General features: G+C 62.9%; 19 protein-coding genes. 14 read left to right on the top strand and 5 right to left on the bottom strand.

The features are described 5' to 3' along the window. Nucleotides 1-200 precede the first annotated feature (200 nt). On the top strand, nucleotides 201-605 hold the full coding sequence (locus EOC94_RS19410) for a Fur family transcriptional regulator (RefSeq protein WP_127204944.1): 405 nt from the start codon (nucleotides 201-203) through the stop codon (nucleotides 603-605). Between the two features lie 7 nt (nucleotides 606-612). Here EOC94_RS19410 and EOC94_RS19405 read toward each other — a convergent pair whose 3' ends face one another. Beyond that, nucleotides 613-1,101 (bottom strand): macro domain-containing protein, encoded by a 489-nt coding sequence (locus EOC94_RS19405; RefSeq protein ID WP_127204943.1) that lies wholly within the window; start codon nucleotides 1,099-1,101, stop codon nucleotides 613-615. Nucleotides 1,102-1,108: 7 nt separating this feature from the next. Next, nucleotides 1,109-4,075 (bottom strand): DNA polymerase I, encoded by a 2,967-nt coding sequence (polA, locus tag EOC94_RS19400; RefSeq protein WP_127292707.1) that lies wholly within the window; start codon nucleotides 4,073-4,075, stop codon nucleotides 1,109-1,111. A gap of 404 nt (nucleotides 4,076-4,479) precedes the next feature. Between polA and EOC94_RS19395 the strand changes: the two genes are divergently transcribed. The 9 genes from EOC94_RS19395 (at nucleotide 4,480) to EOC94_RS19355 (ending at nucleotide 12,659) form a co-directional block, all read left to right on the top strand. Then, entirely contained in the window at nucleotides 4,480-5,865 is a 1,386-nt protein-coding gene (locus tag EOC94_RS19395; RefSeq protein ID WP_127292704.1) for a M20/M25/M40 family metallo-hydrolase, read from the top strand. Nucleotides 5,866-5,983: 118 nt separating this feature from the next. Further along, nucleotides 5,984-6,604, top strand: a complete 621-nt coding sequence (locus tag EOC94_RS19390; protein WP_095488337.1) for a ribonuclease D — start codon at nucleotides 5,984-5,986, stop codon at nucleotides 6,602-6,604. A gap of 52 nt (nucleotides 6,605-6,656) precedes the next feature. Further along, nucleotides 6,657-6,902, top strand: coding sequence for a hypothetical protein (locus EOC94_RS19385; protein WP_126104866.1), 246 nt, complete (start codon nucleotides 6,657-6,659; stop codon nucleotides 6,900-6,902). Nucleotides 6,903-7,007: 105 nt separating this feature from the next. After that, on the top strand, nucleotides 7,008-7,262 hold the full coding sequence (locus tag EOC94_RS19380) for a GlsB/YeaQ/YmgE family stress response membrane protein (RefSeq protein WP_126104867.1): 255 nt from the start codon (nucleotides 7,008-7,010) through the stop codon (nucleotides 7,260-7,262). Nucleotides 7,263-7,288: 26 nt separating this feature from the next. Next, nucleotides 7,289-7,435, top strand: coding sequence for a hypothetical protein (locus tag EOC94_RS19375; protein ID WP_126104868.1), 147 nt, complete (start codon nucleotides 7,289-7,291; stop codon nucleotides 7,433-7,435). 9 nt (nucleotides 7,436-7,444) lie between these two features. Beyond that, complete coding sequence (locus EOC94_RS19370) at nucleotides 7,445-8,509, top strand: hypothetical protein (RefSeq protein ID WP_245465600.1); 1,065 nt, start codon at nucleotides 7,445-7,447, stop codon at nucleotides 8,507-8,509. Nucleotides 8,510-8,707: 198 nt separating this feature from the next. After that, entirely contained in the window at nucleotides 8,708-9,097 is a 390-nt protein-coding gene (locus tag EOC94_RS19365) for a hypothetical protein (RefSeq protein WP_095488347.1), read from the top strand. 449 nt (nucleotides 9,098-9,546) lie between these two features. Then, the gene (locus EOC94_RS19360) at nucleotides 9,547-11,802 is read left to right on the top strand and encodes a transglycosylase domain-containing protein (protein ID WP_127292701.1); all 2,256 of its coding nucleotides are present in this window, start codon (nucleotides 9,547-9,549) and stop codon (nucleotides 11,800-11,802) included. Nucleotides 11,803-11,906: 104 nt separating this feature from the next. Continuing rightward, the gene (locus tag EOC94_RS19355) at nucleotides 11,907-12,659 is read left to right on the top strand and encodes an SDR family oxidoreductase (protein ID WP_023675240.1); all 753 of its coding nucleotides are present in this window, start codon (nucleotides 11,907-11,909) and stop codon (nucleotides 12,657-12,659) included. A 20-nt stretch (nucleotides 12,660-12,679) separates the two neighbouring features. Here EOC94_RS19355 and EOC94_RS19350 read toward each other — a convergent pair whose 3' ends face one another. Next, on the bottom strand, nucleotides 12,680-13,600 hold the full coding sequence (locus tag EOC94_RS19350; protein ID WP_127292699.1) for a zinc-binding dehydrogenase: 921 nt from the start codon (nucleotides 13,598-13,600) through the stop codon (nucleotides 12,680-12,682). Nucleotides 13,601-13,843: 243 nt separating this feature from the next. Here EOC94_RS19350 and EOC94_RS19345 point away from each other — a divergent pair, with 243 nt between their 5' ends. Then, nucleotides 13,844-14,653, top strand: a complete 810-nt coding sequence (locus tag EOC94_RS19345; RefSeq protein WP_127292696.1) for a helix-turn-helix transcriptional regulator — start codon at nucleotides 13,844-13,846, stop codon at nucleotides 14,651-14,653. A gap of 89 nt (nucleotides 14,654-14,742) precedes the next feature. On the opposite strand, the gene ybaL is transcribed toward EOC94_RS19345, so the two are convergent. Next, nucleotides 14,743-16,521 carry a YbaL family putative K(+) efflux transporter gene (ybaL, locus tag EOC94_RS19340; protein WP_127292694.1) on the bottom strand — a complete coding sequence of 593 codons (1,779 nt, stop codon included), beginning with the start codon at nucleotides 16,519-16,521 and terminating at the stop codon, nucleotides 14,743-14,745. Between the two features lie 5 nt (nucleotides 16,522-16,526). Here ybaL and EOC94_RS19335 point away from each other — a divergent pair, with 5 nt between their 5' ends. Then, nucleotides 16,527-16,718, top strand: coding sequence for a hypothetical protein (locus EOC94_RS19335; RefSeq protein WP_095488356.1), 192 nt, complete (start codon nucleotides 16,527-16,529; stop codon nucleotides 16,716-16,718). Nucleotides 16,719-16,727: 9 nt separating this feature from the next. On the opposite strand, the gene EOC94_RS19330 is transcribed toward EOC94_RS19335, so the two are convergent. Further along, entirely contained in the window at nucleotides 16,728-17,177 is a 450-nt protein-coding gene (locus EOC94_RS19330; protein ID WP_095488474.1) for a host attachment family protein, read from the bottom strand. A 440-nt stretch (nucleotides 17,178-17,617) separates the two neighbouring features. Between EOC94_RS19330 and cysG the strand changes: the two genes are divergently transcribed. Together cysG and EOC94_RS19320 are read left to right on the top strand one after the other, a co-directional pair. After that, nucleotides 17,618-19,072 carry a siroheme synthase CysG gene (gene cysG / locus EOC94_RS19325; RefSeq protein WP_127292691.1) on the top strand — a complete coding sequence of 485 codons (1,455 nt, stop codon included), beginning with the start codon at nucleotides 17,618-17,620 and terminating at the stop codon, nucleotides 19,070-19,072. Then, nucleotides 19,069-19,374: a DUF2849 domain-containing protein gene (locus EOC94_RS19320; RefSeq protein ID WP_127292688.1), complete on the top strand. Its 306-nt coding sequence runs from the start codon at nucleotides 19,069-19,071 to the stop codon at nucleotides 19,372-19,374. The genes cysG and EOC94_RS19320 overlap by 4 nt, the downstream gene beginning before the upstream one ends. The last annotated feature ends 7 nt before the right edge of the window (nucleotides 19,375-19,381 follow it).

Raw genomic sequence — 19,381 nt, 5'->3', positions numbered from 1 at the left:
GGAACGCTCCCGCCGTTTTCATTGCTCGGGCCCGCCAATGTCTGCTTCGAAATTGGCCTGCCCGGAGTTGGCCGACTTCTGGGCCATGCCGGCACAGAAACAGTAGCAAAAACGCCCGTTCGTCGCTATCTGGATAGAATTGAAGCCGCTTGCATGCGGAAATGACGTGCGAGCGGCGCGAACGGGTTGGATACAGAATCATGGCGGCAAGGGATGTGCTGACGAAAAACCAGTTGTGCGTGCTCGAGAAACTCGAGGCCGCCAGCGGTCCGCTCAGCGCCTATACATTGCTCGACCAGCTTCGCGAGCGGGGCTTCCGCGCACCGCTGCAGGTCTATCGCGCGCTCGACACGCTGGTGAAGTCCGGTTTCGTGCACCGGCTCGAAAGTCTCAATTCCTTTGTCGCCTGCGCCGAGCCGCACGATCACAGCCATTCGATGACCGCCTTTGCAATCTGCGACACTTGCGGGCAGGTGACCGAATTTTCCGACCATGATGTCGGACACCGGCTCGACGAATGGGTGCGCTCGACCGGCTTTGCCGCCAAGAAGGCGGTGATCGAGTTCCGCGGGACGTGCGCGAAGTGCCTGGCCAAGGCGGCTTGAGGCGCCTCTACTTCAGCGGCGGCGTTGTGGCGTTTTCGAACTCGTTCAAGAAAGTCTCATAGACCACGTACCGCGTGGTCCGATGTGCCAGCTGCTCGACAAGCAGGGGTCTTACCTCGTCCTGCCAGGATAGTTTGCCGAGTCCTGAGCCGATTTTCGGCAAGGCAACGGATTCCACCGAGTTCCTGTCGGCCCATTTAGCAAGCCCGCGAATTGCTTTGCGCAGGTAGGGAAGCGTGGCGTGGTACATATCCGGTTGCGTTGCTAAATAGATGAATCCTGGCTGGTCGCCGTCTGGCTCTGACGTCCAAAGCTGACCACCTGTAAACTTGCCAGTCCGAGCGTGTTTTTTGAACGCGGCCTGCACATTTGGCCACTTCCTCGAAATCTTCAGTGCAAGTCCGGTACCAAGGCCCTCTTGATTGCCTTCTGCCACCCCTTGGGCGATGTAGTTTTCCTCTGCTGCAAGCAGGTCTCCAGCGACAAAAACGATCATCGCACTTTCAATGCGCCTCTTCCCAATTGTTGGCGGCGCGGGCGTCGACATGCAGCGGCACCGACATCGAGACCGCCGGCATCGCGGCGTTCTCCATCACATGGCGCACGACGGGGATCGTCGCCTCGACCTCCGCTTCCACCGTCTCGAAGACCAGCTCGTCATGCACTTGCAGCAGCATGCGGGCGGAAAGCTTCGCCTTTTGCAGCGCGTCGTCCATACGTATCATGGCGCGGCGGATGATGTCGGCGGCGGTGCCCTGCAGGCGTGCGTTGATCGAGGCGCGCTCGTTGAAGGCACGGATTGAAGGGTTCGACGACCGTATCTCCGGATAATGGATGCGGCGGCCGAAGATCGTTTCGACGAAGCCGTGCTCGCGGGCATAGGCCTTGGTTGCGTCGATATAGTCGCGGATGCCGGGGAAGCGCTCGAAATATTTCTTGATGTAGGCGCCCGCCTCCTCGCGCGGGATCGAGAGCTGGTTGGCCAGGCCAAAGGCGGAAATTCCGTAGATGATGCCAAAATTGATCGCCTTGGCGCGGCGGCGTATTTCCGAGGGCATGCCCTCGACCGGCACGTTGAACATCTCCGACGCGGTGATGGCGTGGATGTCGGCGCCGTCGGCAAACGCCTGCTTGAGCTGCGGGATCTCGGCGACATGGGCGAGCACACGCAGCTCGATCTGGCTGTAGTCGGCGGAAACCAGCTTGTTGCCCTTGTCGGCGATGAAAGCCGTCCTGATCTTCCGCCCCTCGACCGTGCGTACCGGAATGTTCTGCAAATTGGGATCGGAGGACGACAGCCGGCCGGTCGTCGTCGCGGCAAGGGCGTAGGAGGTGTGGACGCGCTTCGTATCGGGATGGACGAAACCGGGCAGCGCATCGGTATAGGTCGATTTTAGTTTGGTCAGCTGGCGCCAGTCGACGATCTTGCGCGGCAGCTCGTGGCCTTCGGCGGCGAGGTCTTCCAGGAGCTGCGCCGAGGTCGACCACTGGCCGGTCTTGGTCTTGGAGCCGCCGGGCAGGCCCATCCTGCCGAACAAGATGTCGCCGAGCTGTTTCGGCGAGCCGATATTGATGCGCTCGCCGACGAGCTGGTAGATTTCATCCTCTAGCCGCGCGGCGCCCTGTGCCAGTTCGCCGGAGAGCCGCGACAGGATCTGCCGGTCGACGGAGATGCCGCGCTGCTCCATCCTTGCCAGCACCGGCACCAGCGGCCGTTCCAGCCGCTCGTAGACCGAGACGAGGCCCTTGGCGGCAAGCCGTGGTTTCAGCACCCGCCAGAGCCTGAGCGTCACATCGGCGTGCTCGGCGGCATAGGCCGTTGCCTTGTCGATATCGACCTGGTCGAAGCCGACGAAGCTCCTTCCCGAGCCGGCCAGTTCCTTGAGCGGAATGGTCGAGTGGCCGAGCCATTTTTCCGAGAGAGCCGCCATGCTGTGGCCGCCGGACGTGCCTGCATCAAGCACGTAGGAAATCAGCATGGTGTCGTCGAAGGGGGCGATATCGATGCCGTGGCGGCTCATGACGACGAGGTCGTATTTCAGCTCCTGAACGATCTTGAGAACCGACCTGTCCTCCAGCAGCGGCTTCAGAATGCCAAGCGCCTCACGGATCGGAATCTGGTTTTCGACCACTCCGCCGCCGAGCAGGTCGCCGTTGCCGCTTTTGTGGGCGAGCGGCACATAGGCGGCGCGACCGGGCGCGGTGGCCATGGAGAGGCCGATCAGCTCGGCCTGCATTGGGTCAGCTGAGGTGGTCTCGCTGTCGAAGGCGACGATGCCGGTCTCCATCGCCTCGGCCACCCACGCCTTCAGCGCTGCTGTGTCGCGGATGGTGACGTAGGCGCTGGTGTCGATCTTGCTGGCGGTGGCGTCCTCGAAGCGAAGCGCCGAGAGAAGCGAAGGGGTGTCGCCTTCCTTGGGTTCCACCTTGACGGTGGCCGGCACCGCTTCCCCGGCTTCGTCTGTCACTGTGCCTGCCGCGCTTTCGGCGGCTGCCGGCACTCCAAACCCGACATCGGGACCATGCGCGGTGTCGGCGCGCTCGATAATGACGGGAACGGCCTTGACATCAGCCGCATCCGTTCCGGTCGCTTCCGCCACGCGGCGGGTCAGCGAGGAGAATTCCATCGTCTTGAGGAAGCCGATCAGCTTTGGCCCGTCGGGCGGGTGCAACACGAAATCATCGAGCCCACCGATCCCCGGCACGTCGTTCTTCAGCGTCACCAGTTCACGCGAGATGCGCGCCTTGTCGGCATTGGCGATGATCGATTCGCGACGCTTGTCCTGCTTGATCTCGCCGGCGCGCGCCAGCAGCCCGTCGAGGTCGCCGAACTGCTCGAGCAATTGCGCCGCCGTCTTCGGCCCGATGCCGGGCACGCCCGGAACATTGTCGACCGAATCGCCGGTCAGCGCCTGCAGGTCGATCATCTTTTCGGGCGGCACGCCCCATTTCTCGACGACTTCGGGAATGCCGATCTGGCGGTCCTTCATCGGGTCGTACATGCCGACCGTTGCGCCGACCAGCTGCATCAGGTCCTTGTCGGAGGAGATGATGGTGGTGTCGGCGCCGGCTTCGCAGGCAAGCCGGCAATAGGTGGCGATCAGGTCGTCGGCCTCGAAGCCTTCCATCTCGATGCAAGGCAGGTTGAAGGCCCTGGTCGCCTGGCGGATCAGGCCGAATTGCGGGATCAAATCCTCCGGCGGCGCCGAGCGGTTGGCCTTGTATTCGGGGTAGAGATCGTTGCGGAAGGTTTTCGACGAATAGTCGAAGATGACGGCGAAATGCGTCGGCACCACGCCGACATCGGTGTTGCGGGCGTCCTGCGTCAGCTTCCACACCATGTTGCAGAAGCCGAGCACGGCACTGGTCGGCAGCCCGTCGGATTTGCGGGTCAGTGGCGGCAGTGCGTGATAGGCACGGAAGATGTAGCCGGAGCCGTCGACAAGGAAGAGATGATCGCCTTTTTTCATGGGACGAAGGGATAGCGCGGCGCAGCGCCGTGGTCCATGCCAAAGGCGGCCTCAACCACCGGTTCCCGCAACATCCCTGACAAGTCGATCGGATCACGGGTATGTTACAAAAGTGTAATCTTCGTGCCCTTGAATCGCCACGTTCGGAGACACAGATAAACGCCATCGGCATTTTTCGCCGAAGTCCGGAGCAAGGCCCGTCCCCCGCCTATCCCGGACACTTGCGGCAGCCTATCCCCCCTCTCCGGGCTGCCGCATCGTTTCGAGTAAAGGCCGCCGTGGTTCCCCCTCCACCACGGCGGCATTTTTTTTACCTTTCGACGCCCGTGGTCCAACGACCGCCGGCTTTTCGTTTCTGCCTCGCAGCTTTAGGGTTGCCGCTCAGAATCGAAAGGCTGATAAAAATGTCCACAATTTCCCCCGTCCTCGACCGTCTCGACAAAAATCTCGACGAGAGCCTGGAGCGCCTGTTCGGCCTGCTCAGGATCAAGTCGATCTCCACCGATCCGGCCTACGCCGCCGACTGCCGCAAGGCGGCGGAATGGCTGGTGGCGGAACTCAAGCTGATCGGGTTCGATGCCAGCGTGCGTGACACGCCAGGCCACCCGATGGTGGTGGCGCATCATGACGGGCCGGCGGGCGCGCCGCATGTCCTGTTCTACGGCCATTATGACGTGCAGCCGGTCGACCCGATCGAGCTCTGGGAAAGCGACCCGTTCTCGCCTTCGGTGAAGGAGATCGAGCCCGGCCACCAGGTGATCACGGGGCGTGGCTCGGCCGACGACAAGGGGCAATTGATGACCTTCGTCGAGGCTTGCCGCGCCTGGAAGCAGGTGCATGGCGGGCTGCCATGCCGCATCACGATCCTGTTCGAGGGCGAGGAGGAGTCCGGCTCGCCCTCGCTGAAGCCGTTCCTCGAAGCAAACGCCGCCGAGCTCAAGGCCGACTTCGCGCTTGTCTGCGACACCGGCATGTGGGACGGCGATACGCCGTCGATCTGCGTCGCGCTGCGCGGGCTAGTCGGCGAGGAGGTCACGGTGAAAGCCGCCGACCGCGACTTGCATTCCGGTCTCTATGGCGGTGCTGCCGCCAATCCAATTCGCATCCTGGCCAGGATCCTGGCCGACATCCACGACAAGGACGGCCATGTCACCATTCCGGGGTTCTATAACGGTGTCGAGGAGACCCCTTCGCAGATCCTGAAGTCATGGGAGACGCTCGGCGAGACCGCCGAGACATTCCTTGGGCCTGTCGGACTGTCGATCCCGTCTGGCGAAAAGGGCCGCTCGGTGCTCGAGCTCACCTGGGCGCGACCGACGGCCGAGTTCAACGGCATTACCGGCGGCTATACCGGCAAGGGGTTCAAGACAGTGATCGCGGCGGAAGCCTCGGCAAAAGTGTCCTTCCGCCTCGTCCACAAGCAAGACCCGGAAAGGATCCGCGCCGCTTTCCAGGCCTTCGTGAGGGAGCGCATCCCGGCCGACTGCTCAGTCGATTTCCACCCACATGGCGGCTCGCCGGCGATCCAGCTTTCCTACGACTCGCCGTTTCTCGCCAAGGCCAAGGACGCGCTGTCCGACGAGTGGCCGAAGCCGGCGGTGACGACGGGAAGCGGCGGCTCGATCCCGGTGGTCGGCGATTTCCAGACCTATCTCGGCATCGAATCCTTGCTGGTCGGTTTCGGGCTCGACGATGACCGCATCCATTCGCCGAACGAGAAGTACGAGATGAGTTCCTTCCACAAGGGACAACGCTCCTGGGCACGCATTCTCGATGCGCTGACACGCTGACAGGGCAAGAATTCAACTTTCTGTTGATTTTTCATCGGATCGCGGCGAGGACGGGCTAGAGCGACGTGCGTCCGGTTGGGTGCACAAATCACCGCACGGGCTGCGACCGGAGAATACGATGAGCGATATCCGCTTCCATAAGAACGACCTGCCCGGGCTCTTGCACTACGACGTCGGGTCGGTCGCTATCGACACGGAGACGCTGGGGCTCAATCCGCATCGCGACCGGCTTTGCGTGGTTCAGATCTCGCCGGGCGACGGTTCCGCCGACGTCATCCAGATCGCGCCCGGCCAGAAGAAGGCGCCAAACCTCGTCAGCCTGCTCAGGAACCGCAGCATAACCAAGCTCTTCCATTTCGGCCGTTTCGATCTCGCCGTGCTCTACAATGCCTTCGGCGTCATGCCGGAGCCGGTGTTCTGCACCAAGATCGCCTCGCGGCTTACCCGAACCTACACCGACCGGCACGGGCTGAAGGACATCTGCTTTGAGCTTCTCGGCGTCAGCCTATCGAAGGCGCAGCAATCGTCGGACTGGGCGGCGGAGACGCTGTCTCCCGAACAACTCGAATACGCAGCCTCCGACGTGCTCTATCTGCACCAGCTGCGCGATGTGCTGACGGCCCGGCTGGCGCGCGACAACCGGACCAAGGAGGCCGAGGCCTGCTTCCGCTTCCTGCCGACGCGTGCGAAACTCGACCTGATGGGCTGGGATGAGGCAGACATCTTCGCCCACAGCTAAGGTGGAACCAGATGTTCGCCGCGACGTTCTGTCGGTCCACGGAGAGGATGAAATGGCTGCCCGGAAACCAATCGAAACGGCACCCAAGGATGGTTCCAAGGTCACCGTCTACTGGAAGGACAGCGACGGCGTGATGAACGAATCCATCGCGCAGTACCGGTCGCTCGACCGGCTGAAAGCGGCCGGCGGCGACTGGGACGAGAACGACACCGGCTGGTGGGCCTATACGGACGGTCATACGCAAAGGAAGATCGAGCCGATCAGCTGGCGGCCTGCATCTGGGGACGACGACGAATGACGCCGCTGGCGGGGCCGTCTCGTTTCCAATAGTTTGGGCCTGTTGCAATCGGGGGTCGATTCGGAGCTTTCTGCTCCACGACCGTTCGCTCAGGAGGGATCTGCAATGGGCACTGAGAGCCTGCTTGTCTTCATCGTCATCGGTGCGATCGCCGGCTGGCTCGCCGGCCTGATGGTCAAGGGTTTCGGCCTCGGCCTTGTCGGCAATATCGCCGTCGGCATTGTCGGTGCCTTTATCGCTGGCTGGCTCTTCCCAAGGCTGGGGTTCGCCATAGGCGGTGGCATATTTGCCTCCATCGTCCACGCCACGATCGGCGCGGTCATCCTGCTCGTGCTGATCAAACTGGTGAAGCAGGCCTGATCCTCGAAGCACATCAAGGGCGCGCCATGAAACAGAACATGCTCTATCTCATCATCGGCGCGCTCGTCGTCGTGGTCATCGCGCTCGGCGTCTATGTCTATCGCGAGCAAACCAGGCCGAAGGGCGTGGAACTCAAGATCGACGAGAAGGGTATTTCGATCCAGGAGAACTGAGCGTGTCGGGTGCTGCCGCGCAAGGGTGCCGATGACCTATCCCCATCCTGTCCATCGTTCTCGCCCTTCAGGCCAGGCTCTCAGGTGATATCCCGAATCGACTTCAAAGCCAGCGAGGCTGTACGAGCCGCGCTCTCGACCATCGGACGCACGGAAGACCTGCGCTTTTCGCCGGACAATCGATTGCTGGCAATTGCTGGATATACGCGAGAGCGCTGTCTGATCCTGCGGGTCGACGTCGAAGCGGCGCCGAGCGGCCCACGAATCACCGTCCATGATTTCATGGAGCTGACGTCGGAAAGCATGGGCGAGGTCCATGGTCTCGATTTCATCGATGACCGAACCCTGGTGATTGCCAATCGTGATGGGCTGGTTGCGATATTTGCCCTGCCCTCGGGAGAGCCAGCCGGCCGCCAGTGCCACATTGTATCCATTCGCGAGATCAAGGGCGGGCTGTTTTGCAAGCTGAAAACACCAGGGTCGGTCGCGGCCAGGCATGAGTCGCGTGGCCGGGTCAGCCTCCTGGTCTGCAACAATTACAGAGACCGGGTCACGCGGCATGTCGTCGACCGGTGGGGCTACCGCGCGTGGAAGAACCAGGCGCTTCTGAAGCGCGGCCTGAACATACCCGATGGCATTGCGCTCAGTCATGATGGCCAATGGATCGCCGTCAGCAGCCACGGCACCAACGATGTGAAGCTCTACAACATGTCCGCGCGGTTGGGGCCGGATACCGAACCCGCCGGAATCCTGCAGAACGCCAATTACCCGCATGGCCTGCGTTTTACGGGCGATGACCGGCAGATCCTTGTCGCCGATGCAGGCAGCCCACTGCTTCACGTGTACGATCGCGACGCGGGCTGGAGCGGCAGCCGCACGCCCTCCCGCTCTGTTGCCGTCCTTGACGACGAGACTTTCGGGCGCGGCAGGGCCAGTGTCGAAGAAGGCGGCCCGAAGGGTCTCGACATCGATCGCTCGAACAGCGTTGTGGCGGTGACCTGCGAAGAGCAGACGCTGGCCTTCTTCTCGCTGACATCGATAACCGGTCGACCACCGAAGTTTGAGCCCAGTTAATGCAAGTCATTGGTTTTGTTGCCGCTATTGCCGACGAGACCAAAAATTGACGCCAAGGCAGGGCCGCTCCATCCTTCGATGCGCCCGGAGAGAAAAGCCAGGCCGAATATCGAATGAGAGTGACGTATCGACACATCCGCGGTATGATCTTGGCACAGGGAGTTTTGGGGCCAACCCACCTACTTTTAGGAGGTTGCCATGAGGCACCAAACACTGGACCAACTGCATACGGTGGCAAAGGTACACAGAGACCCAACACCTCCTGGAATGGACCGAACCCAGCGTCTCGAACGTTGGTCAAAACTTCTCGAACGGCAGCCCAATCGGCTCCTTACCGCACTTACCGGGACCGAATATCGTTCGTCGCCAGAGCGCGACGTAATGCGTGGCGAAGGCTCGCCAATATCGGTTGCCTTCGACGATCCGATTCTGCGGGATGAGGGGTTGAAAGACGACACTTATGGCGAAGCAAAGCGTTTCTTCGAACTGACCGACGATCAGCTCCACGAAATCGTCTGCTACTGCCATGTGGGCGAGACGATGCAATCATCCCGGGCAGCGCTTTGCGTTCGTGATGCGATCGACTAACGGATGATCCACCAAGGTGAATGACTTTGGTGACAAGTCATATGCAGATTCAATTGTTTAGAGCGCGATCGAATGTAAACCCACTTTACCGGTCGCGCTCTAATGACGGCATTACGGCTACCTTGCTATGAGCGGTTCGCGCCGAACGACGGTGGCTGAGCAGTTGACGCCGAATGCGAGAAGGCGCCGCCGTCTCGCCAGGGATTCCGTTGTTGCAGACCGCCAGAAGCAAGAAACGCAGCGGTGACATGCATAACGCATTGAATTAACTTTGAACCATTTAACCCGCCCTTAAATCGCCGCATCTACTCTCCACCCCGGACGCCATGGAGCGACGTGCGACCGTTCGGACGCACAGAGTACGCTCTTGAAGCTTCGCATCGTGCTTTCCGAAAATCGATTCCGATTTCGGGCCGATGCGATAGGCATCGGGATAGACAGCACAGCGCATGGCGAACCGCAGAGACAGCCGCATCGACCCCAGCTTCGAGGGACCGCCACGGGCGAAATCCTCGGCCGGTTTTTCGGTGAGCGAGGAGGATCGCGTCGTGCCGAGCAACCGGAAGACCTCTGCAAAGCGCCAATCGGCCAAGACAAAATCGTCGCGTCGCGGACGCGGCAAAAGCCGGCGCGGTCTGTTCGGCGTGCTCGGCCGGTTGTTCTACTGGTGCTTCGTGCTGGCCATCTGGGGCGGGATCGCGACTGCCGGCATCGTCGTCTACTACGGTGCGAAAATGCCGGCGGCCACCACCTGGGCCATTCCCGACCGCGCGCCCAATATCAGGATCGTCTCCGTCGATGGAAAGCTGCTCGCCAATCGCGGCATGAGCGGCGGCGAAGCCGTCGGCCTGCATGAAATGTCGACCTATATTCCCGAGGCTGTCATCGCCATCGAAGATCGCCGCTTCTATTCGCATTTGGGCATCGATCCGATTGGTCTGTCCAGAGCCATGGTGGCCAACGTTGTCGGCGGGCGTTTTTCGCAGGGCGGCTCGACGCTGACCCAGCAATTGGCGAAGAACCTGTTCCTGACACCCGATCGCACGCTGGAACGCAAGGTGCAGGAAGTGCTTTTGGCGCTGTGGCTCGAGCACAAGCACACCAAGGACCAGATCCTCGAAATGTATCTCAACCGGGTCTATTTCGGCTCCGGCGCCTATGGTGTCGAAGCGGCCTCGCGCCGCTATTTCGGCAAGAGCGCGCGCGATGTCACGCTGCCCGAGGCCGCACTTCTCGCTGGCCTGTTGAAGGCGCCGTCGCGACTGTCTCCGGCGCGTGACCCGAAGGCGGCCGAGCAGCGCTCGCAGCTCGTTCTTGCCGCCATGCGCGACGAAGGCAAGATCAGCGCCAAGGAACTGACCACGGCGATGAGCGCACCAGCGACGCGGGTGGCATCCTACTGGACGGGCTCGGAAAACTATGTCGCCGACACAATCGTGGAAGAACTGCCCGACCTGATCGGCGATGTGCGCAGCGACATCATAGTCGACACCACCGTCGACCTCACGCTGCAGAAGCTCGCCGAACAATCGATCCGCCGGCTGATCGACGGGAGCGGCAAGAAGCTCAATGCCAGCCAGGGTGTGCTGGTGTCGATCGACAATTCCGGCGCGGTGCGTGCCATGGTCGGCGGCTATGATTATTCGACCAGCCAGTTCGACCGTGCCTCGGAGGCGCGCCGCCAGCCGGGCTCGGCGTTCAAGCCCTTTGTTTACATGGCGGCACTGGAGGCCGGCCGCACGCCCGACAGCGTGCGCAATGACGCGCCGATCAGAATAGGCAAATGGACGCCAACCAATTACGGCGGCAAGTATTTCGGCAAGGTGACGCTGGCGACGGCGCTGGCGAAGTCGCTGAACTCGGTGGCCGCCCAGCTGACCATGGAAGTCGGACCTGACGCCGTGGTCGAGGCGGCGCATCGCATGGGCATCCAGTCCGACCTCACGGCCAACACCTCGATCGCGCTCGGCACATCTGAAGTGACGCCGCTGGAATTGACGTCGGCCTATGTCCCCTTCGCCAATGGCGGCTACCGGCCGGAGGTCCATTTCATCCGCCGCGTGACGACAACCGGCGGCAAGGTGCTCTACGACAACAATGGCGGCGGCGCCCCGCGCGTCGTCAAGCCCGAGATCGTCGGTATGATGAACTCGATGATGACCGGCACGGTCGAAATCGGCACTGCCAGGAAGGCGGCCTTTGCCTGGCCGGCAGCCGGCAAGACCGGCACCAGCCAGAATTCGCGCGATGCCTGGTTCATCGGCTATACCGCCAATCTCACCACCGGCGTCTGGTTCGGCAATGACGATGGCAGCCCGATGAAGAAGGTCACCGGCGGCGCGCTGCCGGCGCAGGCCTGGCATGAGTTCATGGTCGCCGCGCATGATGGCGTGCCGGTGCGGCCGCTGCCTGGAACTTGGCGGTCGACGCCTGCGGATACGATCGTGCAGGACGAAATACCGTCCAACACGGCGCAACCGGCGCCGGTGCCGTCCGCTTCGGTTGGCCAATCCGCGCCGTCCGCCCAAAAAGCGTCATCGCCTCGCGCTGTGCGTCCCGCCGAAACGGTCGATGGCGGCGGCTTCGGCATTCCGGGCGGTGACAGCGCCACCGCATCGATCAAGCGCCCGGTGCCGCCGGGCGATGTCGGCGGCCCGGTCAAGAAGCGGCAGACCTCGATCCTCGACATCCTCACCGGCGGCTGACCCCTCGTCATCGCGACAGTGTTCCGCTACATCTCCGGGTTAAAAGTGCTAGAGCGTACTTTGTGCGTCCAAAGGGACGCACGTCGCCCTAGAGAGATCGCGAAATGGCCGAAACCGACACCAGAAAGACAATCGTGCTGACCGGAGCCAGCCGCGGCATCGGCCATGCCACGGTCAAGCGCTTTTCGCGTGAAGGCTGGCGCGTCATCACCTGCTCGCGCCAGGCCTTTGCCGAGGACTGCCCGTGGCCGGCCGGTCCGGAAGACCACATCAAGGTCGATCTCGCCGACCAGGAGGATGTCGGCATCGCGATCTCGGAAATCCGCCATCGGCTGGAGGCGCATGGCGGCCAGCTTCATGCGCTGGTCAACAATGCCGGCATCTCGCCGAAGCTCAAGGACGGCAACAGCCGCATGAATTCGATCGACACGCCGATGCATGTCTGGCGCGACGTCTTCCAGGTCAATTTCTTCGCGCCGATCATGCTGGCGCGAGGATTGTTTAAGGAGTTGGCGTCGGCCAAAGGCTCGATCGTCAACGTCACCTCGATCGCCGGCACCCGCGTGCACCCCTTCGCCGGCACCGCCTATGCGACGTCGAAGGCGGCGCTCGGCTCGCTGACGCGCGAAATGGCGCATGATTTCGGCCCGCACGGCATCCGCGTCAACGCCATTGCACCCGGCGAGATCGACACGGCGATCCTGTCGCCGGGCACCGAAAAGATCGTCGAGACGATTCCGCTGCGGCGGCTGGGCACCACGGCAGAAGTCGCCGACATCATCTTCTTCCTGTGCTCGCAGCAGGCTTCCTATGTGACGGGCTCGGAAATCCACATCAATGGCGGCCAGCACGTGTGAGACTTGAGGCTAAGGACTGCTCATCCGGTTATGGTGAGAACAGCCTTGCCGCTAATGCTGCGCCGTCGCAGTGCGTCCAGGGTTTGGGCGATGTCTGTCCACTGCACGGTCAAGGCCACGCGGGTTTCTAGCCGGCCAGCCGCGACCAGAGCGAGCAGCGAGGCGATGTCCGCGCCAATGCCCGGGCCAGAGGCGTAGTACGCGAAAGTCTGAAGCCTCGCCCCCTCGTGACCCGGAACGAACTGACGGAATCCAACTGATGTGAGTTCGCCACTGCTCGAACCGAACATGACGATGATCCCGCCAGGTGTGACACGTTCGATCGCGTGTGCGAGGCTTTCACCGCCGACTGACTCAGTGATCAGCGAAAACGGCCCCTCAGCCAATTCGATCGACTCGACAACTTGCTCGGCTCCAAGGCCGCGGAGATCGTCGGCATGCCGGGCGGCGGCGATCGCGGTCACAGACGCGCCCTCCTGGCGGGCGATCTGGATCTGGAAACGACCGACCGCGCCGCTTGCGCCGGTGATCAGGATCTGCTGGCCGGCCAGGTCGCCGCCATGGCGCAATGTCCTTAGCGCCGTCGTGCCCGCGACCGGAAGCGTGGCTGCGGAAACGAAGCTGACTCCATCCGGCAGGACGGCGAGACGATCGGTTGAAACGGCAACACGTTCGGCCCAGCCGGCCTGGTCGACCAAAGCCGCAACCCGGTTGCCCACGGCTGGCCCGGAGCCATCGGCTGCTGCCCGTTCGACAACCCCAACGATGTCCTGGCCGGGTATCCAGCCGTTCGGACGTATGGTGAGCAGGCGCAGCTCGCCGCGGTTCAACGAGGTTGCGTGGACCGAGACAAGCGCCTCGTTCGCGAGGGGCCGAGGTTCCTCGGACTCGGCGAACCTCAGCCCGGTGGCGCTGTCGGGAGCCGTGACTAGGGCGAGCATGGGGATCGTACCTTCTTACTGGTTTGTGGACGCCAGCTTCCTCCTGGAAAGCACGGCAAGCTGGCCCACTCAGAATACTCATCGAGATCGCAAGTCATGCCGGCGATGGGCGCGCGCGCAGCGTCAACGCGATCAACTGCTGCCTGCCATATTTTTGACCGGGGGGCGCAAACCGAAGCCTATCGACTTTTCCGGTTAAAGAATTTAGCTATCATGGCGTTTAATCGCTAAAAGCCGTCAATCATGAGACAGCCTCTTCGCTGGCCCTGGCCAGATCTCGATGTGGATGATGTGCTCGCGCCGGCAATCGCTGTGCGCGTTGACGTCACCGAAACCAGAGCAGAGGTGCCCGCCCATCGGCACCGCAAAGGCCAACTCGTCTTCGCGCTCGGAGGCGGCGTCACATGCCACGTTCCAAGCGGCCTATGGATGGTCCCGCCTCATTGCGGGGTCTGGATTCCCGGCGACATGGAGCACAGCAATGTTGCGACGGCCAACGCCCTGATTTTTTTCGTGTACGTTGAGCCGGAAGCCGCCGATCTGCCGGACCGGTGCTGCACCCTTTCGATCTCGCCGCTGCTCCGCGAACTGATCATCGAGCTGTCTGATGGCGTGCAGGACGACCACGCGAGGGATGAGCTTTTGACCAAGACCCTGCTGACCGAATTGCCGCGTATGCCTGTCCAGCGGCTGCATCTGCCGATTTCATCCGAGCCACGCTTGAGGAGGATCGCCGAAGCGTTGGCGCAAGACCCTGCCGACCGTAGCACATTGGCGGAATGGGCCAACCGCGTCGCGCTCAGCGAGAGCAGTCTCGCTCGCCTCGTGGTTAAGGAGACAGGGCTGAGCTTCGGGCGCTGGCGCCAGCAATTGCACTTGATCGTCGCAATTCGAGAACTGGCCTCCGGTGCCAGCGTCCAGCAGGTCTCGGGTGATCTCGGCTATGGTTCCGTCACGGCCTTCATCACCATGTTCAAGAAGGCGCTTGGGAAGCCGCCGGCAAAATACCTCGGCAGTATCACTCAAAATGGTGGCTCTGCATTCGTGGCGTGATCAACTCGCTGCGGGCGGAGATCGACTGTGCGATCTTCCGCCGGCCATCGGCCAGTGGCGACCAGTACGCATGATCGTGCAGGATCGGCTCAGGCAGCGGACGGTTCAGCCGCCTCTGGCTTGTGACCAAGCACCACTTCGACGATACCACGGGCGATCTCGCGCTCGCCCATGATCACCGTGTCGGCACCGAGCCCTTTGAGATGCTCGACCTCGGCATCGGAGTGGGCGCGGGCGATGACGTTGATCTTCGGGTTGGCGGCGCGGGCGCGCAGCACGATCTGTCCCGCCTCGAAGGCATTGGGGATGGCGAGGATCAGCCGCTTCGCGCCCTCGGGATTGGCAGCGGCGAACACCTCGCTGTTCGCGGCGTTGCCGGACACGGTCTCGATGCCGTCATCCCTGAGCTTCGCCAGCGTCTTGTCGGCATCCTCGATGACGAGGAAGGGCAGGGCGGCCTCCTTCAATGATGCGCCGACGAGGCTGCCGACACGGCCGTAGCCGACCAGGATTGAATGGCCGGTAAGCGCTGTCCTGGGCGGCGGCCCGTCCTCTTTCACCGGTGCCGCAACCGAAGCCAACTGGCCTGGCTCCGTCGCGGGGCCAATCGGCTTTGCCTCGTCGAGCGGCGCCGTCTTGCCGGCGCGCCTTTCCAGCCACGGTTTCATCCAGTCGACGGCAAGGAACATCAGCGGGTTGAGAACGATCGACAGGATAGCGCCGGCGAGGATGAGGTCGCGTCCTTGTTCGGGCAGCAGCTTCAGCCCGACGCCAAGCTCGGCCAGGATGAACGAGAATTCGCCGATCTGGGCAAGGCTTGCCGAAATCATCAGCGCGGTCGGTATCGGATAGCGGAAGGCGACGACGATGACGAAGGCGGCCAGCGATTTGCCGATGACAATGATGGCCAGTGTCGCCAGGACCGGCCAGCCATTGCTGATCAGGCTGAACGGGTCGAACAGCATGCCGACCGAAACGAAGAACAGCACGGAAAAAGCGTCGCGCAGCGGCAGCGATTCCTCGGCCGCCCGATGGCTGAGTTCGGATTCACTCATGATCATGCCAGCGAAGAAAGCGCCCAGCGCCAGCGAGACGCCGAATAGCTTGGCCGCGCCAAAGGCGACGCCGAGCGCGATGGCAAGCACCGCCAGCCGGAACAATTCACGCGACCCGGTATGGGCGACGTAGTGCAGGATCCAGGGGATGACCCGGCGGCCGACCACCAGCATAACGACGACAAAGGCCGCGACCTTGGCCAGCGTGACCCCAACGACGCCCCAGATGCCGTAGCTGGCCGGCAGCGACAGCAGGCTGCTATGGGCCTCCACTTGCTGCTGGCCGCCCAGCACGCCAGCCAACGCCGGCAAGAGCACCAACGCCAGCACCATCGCCAGGTCCTCGACGATCAGCCAGCCGACGGCGATGCGGCCGCGCTCCGTCTCGATCAGCCGCCGTTCCTGCAAGGCACGCAACAGCACCACCGTCGAGGCGACCGACAAAGCCAAGCCGAATACCAGCCCAGCGCCGATCGACCAGCCGAGCAGCCAGGCAAGACCGGCGCCAAGCGCTGTCGCGAAGCCGATCTGCACGATGGCGCCGGGCACGGCGATGGCGCGGACCGACAACAAATCCTTCAACGAGAAATGCAGGCCGACGCCGAACATCAACAGGATCACGCCGATTTCGGCGAGTTCATTGGCGAGGCCGGCGTCGGCGACGAAGCCCGGCGTGTTCGGCCCGACCAGAACGCCGGCGATGAGGTAACCGACCAGCGGTGGGATGCGGAAGCGATTGGCGATTGCGCCGAAGACGAAAGCCAGCCCCAGACCGGCGACGATGGTGGCGATAAGGGGCGTGTCATGCGGCATGGTCTATGGAGCGCCTTTCAAAAATCACGATGTCGGATATGCGCCGCCAAAAGAAGCCGCCGCTTTGGCAATATGGGGGCTTGGGTGGCCGCGAGGCAACCCACAATGCCATGAAATCGATGACAAGAATGGCAGAAGGCAAGCCGCCTCGAGGCTGGCAATGGTTGCTGCAAAAAGGAGAAGGCTTGCGCGGCTGATGCCTGCGATCAGGCCGCCTGCAGCAGGTTCTCGATATCGACGATGGTGTGGTTGGTCAGTGTCTTCGGAATTTCCACTGTGATCTTCTCGGCAACTTCCTTGTGCAGTTTTCGGCGCATGTCGCCCAGCACCTGCGGCGGTGCGATCAGCACCATTTCCTTGAAGGCGCCGCGGTGCGCAAGCTTGTACAGCCGCTCGGCAATTTCGTCGGCGAAACGCTCCTTGCCGAGGCGATGCCAGTCAGTGTCCTCGACTGCGCTGCGGTGGACGGAAGGGCCGTCGCTGTAGCGGCCGGGGCGGTCCGAACCCTGCTCTCGCGTCGCCGGATTTGCCTGCTCCATCTCCTGCACGACCTGGAGGTCGGGATATTGGGTGTCGCCACGGTTCTCGAGGAACAGCGCCTTCTCGCCGTCGGCCACCACGATCCACAGTCCGCGTTTCAGCTTGAGGTTGTTCACGGAGCGCTCCTTTTTCCTGTTTTTCATGGTTTTCTAGGCCCTTCTCTGGAGCCATTGCCGCAGCTGAACAGCCAGGCTCGGATTCGCAGGGCAAACGCGCGCCGAGGCAGGAATGTTCCGATGACGATAAGAACAGCGAGCGAGCAAACCGACCACCGAGGATGACGGTGTTCTGCGCGTGTCGGCTTTAATCTACTAGATTGGTAGAATTTAGAAAAAATTGTTTTGCGATACACCTCGCTTGCCGCTAGAACGGCCGCAGATCAAGGCCCGCAACAGCGGCTTGGATCCGCTCCATTCGTGGGTGTGGAATTTTTTTCTCCTGCCTTTGGTGCTTGCAGAAAAGCGATTGCTTCGCACGAAGCGATGCGCGAGTGCTTTCCTTCTGCTTTTTCGCTCCCGCGCGTAGAACTGACAGCGTATTCAGGATTCCACTCGCCATGCCGCAGGCCACACCCAAGCTCAACGCCTTTCCCGTCTTCATGCGGGTCGAGGGCGAAGCCGTGGCCATCGTCGGCGGCGGCGAGGAGGCTCTGGCCAAGGCGCGGCTGATCGGCCAGTCGAGCGCGGTGCTGCGCATCGTCAGCGATGCCGCCGAGCCTGAGTTGCTGGCCTTCATCGCCACGAATGGCGCCGCCATACACATCGCTGCTGCCTATGATGCCGCGCATCTCGAAGGCGCGGTGATGGTGTTTGCCGCCAGCGGCAATGAGGCGCTCGACCGTCGCGTTGCCGAGGATGCGCGCCGGCTGGGCATTCCGGTCAATGCCGTCGACCGGCCGGAGCTGTGCGATTTCTTCACTCCGGCGCTGGTCAACCGCGCGCCTGTCGCCATTGCAATCGGCACGGAAGGGGCCGGCCCGGTGCTTGCCCAAATGCTGCGCAGCCGCATCGACCGCATGCTGTCGCCGTCGCTCGGGCCGCTTGCTTCGCTTGCTGCCTCGTTGCGCGGCACCGCCGAGAGATTGCTGCCGAAAGGCAATGCCCGCCGCCGCTTCTGGAGCGACTTTTTCGGCGGCTCGCCGGCCCGCGCCATGGCGGCCGGCCAGCTTTCGCAGGCGCATGATGCCGCCGTCGATCTGTTGCTTTCGAATGCGCCGGCATCGGGCCATGTTGCCTTGGTGGGGGCTGGTCCGGGCGCCGAAGACCTGCTGACGCTGCGCGCTCACCGCCTGCTGATGGAAGCCGATGTCATCGTCCATGATGCGCTGGTGCCGGAGGCGATCGTCGCCATGGGCCGCCGCGCCGCCGAGCGCCTGCCGGTAGGCAAACGCAAGGGCTGCCACACCAAGAGCCAGGCCGAGATCAACGCGCTGCTGATCGAGCTCGGCCGCGACGGCAAGCGCGTCGTGCGGCTGAAGTCCGGTGATCCGCTGGTGTTCGGGCGGGCGGGCGAGGAAATGGCAGCGCTGCGCGATGCCGGCGTCGCCTATGAGGTGGTTCCGGGCGTCACCGCGGCCTTCGCCGCCGCCGCTGATTTCGAGTTGCCGCTGACGCTGCGCGGCGTGTCGTCATCGATGGTGTTCACCACCGGCCACGACCTCAAGGGAAATTCGTTGCCCGACTGGGCAAAGCTCGCCATTTCCGGCGCCACCGTCGCCGTCTATATGGGCCGCTCGGTCGCGGCCGAGGTTGCCGGCCGGCTGATCGAGGCGGGCCTGTCGCCGGACACGGCGGTCGCCGTGGTCGAGAATGCCAGCCTTGCCAACCGCCGCCGTTTCCACGGCACGCTCGCCGACCTACCGTCGCTGGAGGTCCGCGCCGACCTTACCGGCCCGGTCATGACGATCATTGGCGATGCGGTCGCCGGCGCCAACTTTGAACGTTCCGAGCCGCTCGCGGCACACAGGCATGAAGGCGCGGCCCAAACGGCCGCCGAAGGAGCTGAACGATGAAAGTTCTGACCGCAAACCGCCTCGCCGATGGCGAAGCCGTCTGGCACGCCAATGGCGGCTGGGCCGAGACCATCGACCATGCCGACGTCGCCCATGACAAGGGGGCTGAAGACCGGCTGGAGGCGATCGGCGCCACGGCCTATGCCAACAACGAAGTGGTCGACGTCAATCTGATCGACGTGACCGTCGCCAATGGCGTGGTCGAGCCGGTCCGGCTGCGTGAAAAGATCCGCGCCGCCGGCCCGACCAACCGCAACGACCTGGGCAAGCAGGCGCGCCCGGAAGCCGCTCGGGCGGCGTAAACGACCA

Origin of the sequence: Mesorhizobium sp. M6A.T.Ce.TU.016.01.1.1, from assembly GCF_003997065.1 — a bacterium.
GTDB classification, from domain to species: Bacteria; Pseudomonadota; Alphaproteobacteria; order Rhizobiales; family Rhizobiaceae; genus Mesorhizobium; species Mesorhizobium mediterraneum.
The sequence above is the reverse complement of the archived record's forward strand: the minus strand, read 5'-3'. Positions and strand labels throughout refer to the sequence as shown.

Coding starts and splice junctions, on each gene's coding strand:
- EOC94_RS19365 (WP_095488347.1), top strand. CDS start 8,708: ATGAGGCACCAAACACTGGACCAACTGCATACGGTGGCAAAGGTACAC.
- EOC94_RS19335 (WP_095488356.1), top strand. CDS start 16,527: ATGGAGCGCCTTTCAAAAATCACGATGTCGGATATGCGCCGCCAAAAG.
- EOC94_RS19385 (WP_126104866.1), top strand. CDS start 6,657: ATGGCTGCCCGGAAACCAATCGAAACGGCACCCAAGGATGGTTCCAAG.
- EOC94_RS19360 (WP_127292701.1), top strand. CDS start 9,547: ATGGCGAACCGCAGAGACAGCCGCATCGACCCCAGCTTCGAGGGACCG.
- EOC94_RS19390 (WP_095488337.1), top strand. CDS start 5,984: ATGAGCGATATCCGCTTCCATAAGAACGACCTGCCCGGGCTCTTGCAC.
- polA (WP_127292707.1), bottom strand. CDS start 4,075: ATGAAAAAAGGCGATCATCTCTTCCTTGTCGACGGCTCCGGCTACATC.
- EOC94_RS19375 (WP_126104868.1), top strand. CDS start 7,289: ATGAAACAGAACATGCTCTATCTCATCATCGGCGCGCTCGTCGTCGTG.
- EOC94_RS19355 (WP_023675240.1), top strand. CDS start 11,907: ATGGCCGAAACCGACACCAGAAAGACAATCGTGCTGACCGGAGCCAGC.
- cysG (WP_127292691.1), top strand. CDS start 17,618: ATGCCGCAGGCCACACCCAAGCTCAACGCCTTTCCCGTCTTCATGCGG.
- EOC94_RS19380 (WP_126104867.1), top strand. CDS start 7,008: ATGGGCACTGAGAGCCTGCTTGTCTTCATCGTCATCGGTGCGATCGCC.
- EOC94_RS19410 (WP_127204944.1), top strand. CDS start 201: ATGGCGGCAAGGGATGTGCTGACGAAAAACCAGTTGTGCGTGCTCGAG.
- EOC94_RS19405 (WP_127204943.1), bottom strand. CDS start 1,101: ATGATCGTTTTTGTCGCTGGAGACCTGCTTGCAGCAGAGGAAAACTAC.
- ybaL (WP_127292694.1), bottom strand. CDS start 16,521: ATGCCGCATGACACGCCCCTTATCGCCACCATCGTCGCCGGTCTGGGG.
- EOC94_RS19345 (WP_127292696.1), top strand. CDS start 13,844: ATGAGACAGCCTCTTCGCTGGCCCTGGCCAGATCTCGATGTGGATGAT.
- EOC94_RS19350 (WP_127292699.1), bottom strand. CDS start 13,600: ATGCTCGCCCTAGTCACGGCTCCCGACAGCGCCACCGGGCTGAGGTTC.
- EOC94_RS19320 (WP_127292688.1), top strand. CDS start 19,069: ATGAAAGTTCTGACCGCAAACCGCCTCGCCGATGGCGAAGCCGTCTGG.
- EOC94_RS19395 (WP_127292704.1), top strand. CDS start 4,480: ATGTCCACAATTTCCCCCGTCCTCGACCGTCTCGACAAAAATCTCGAC.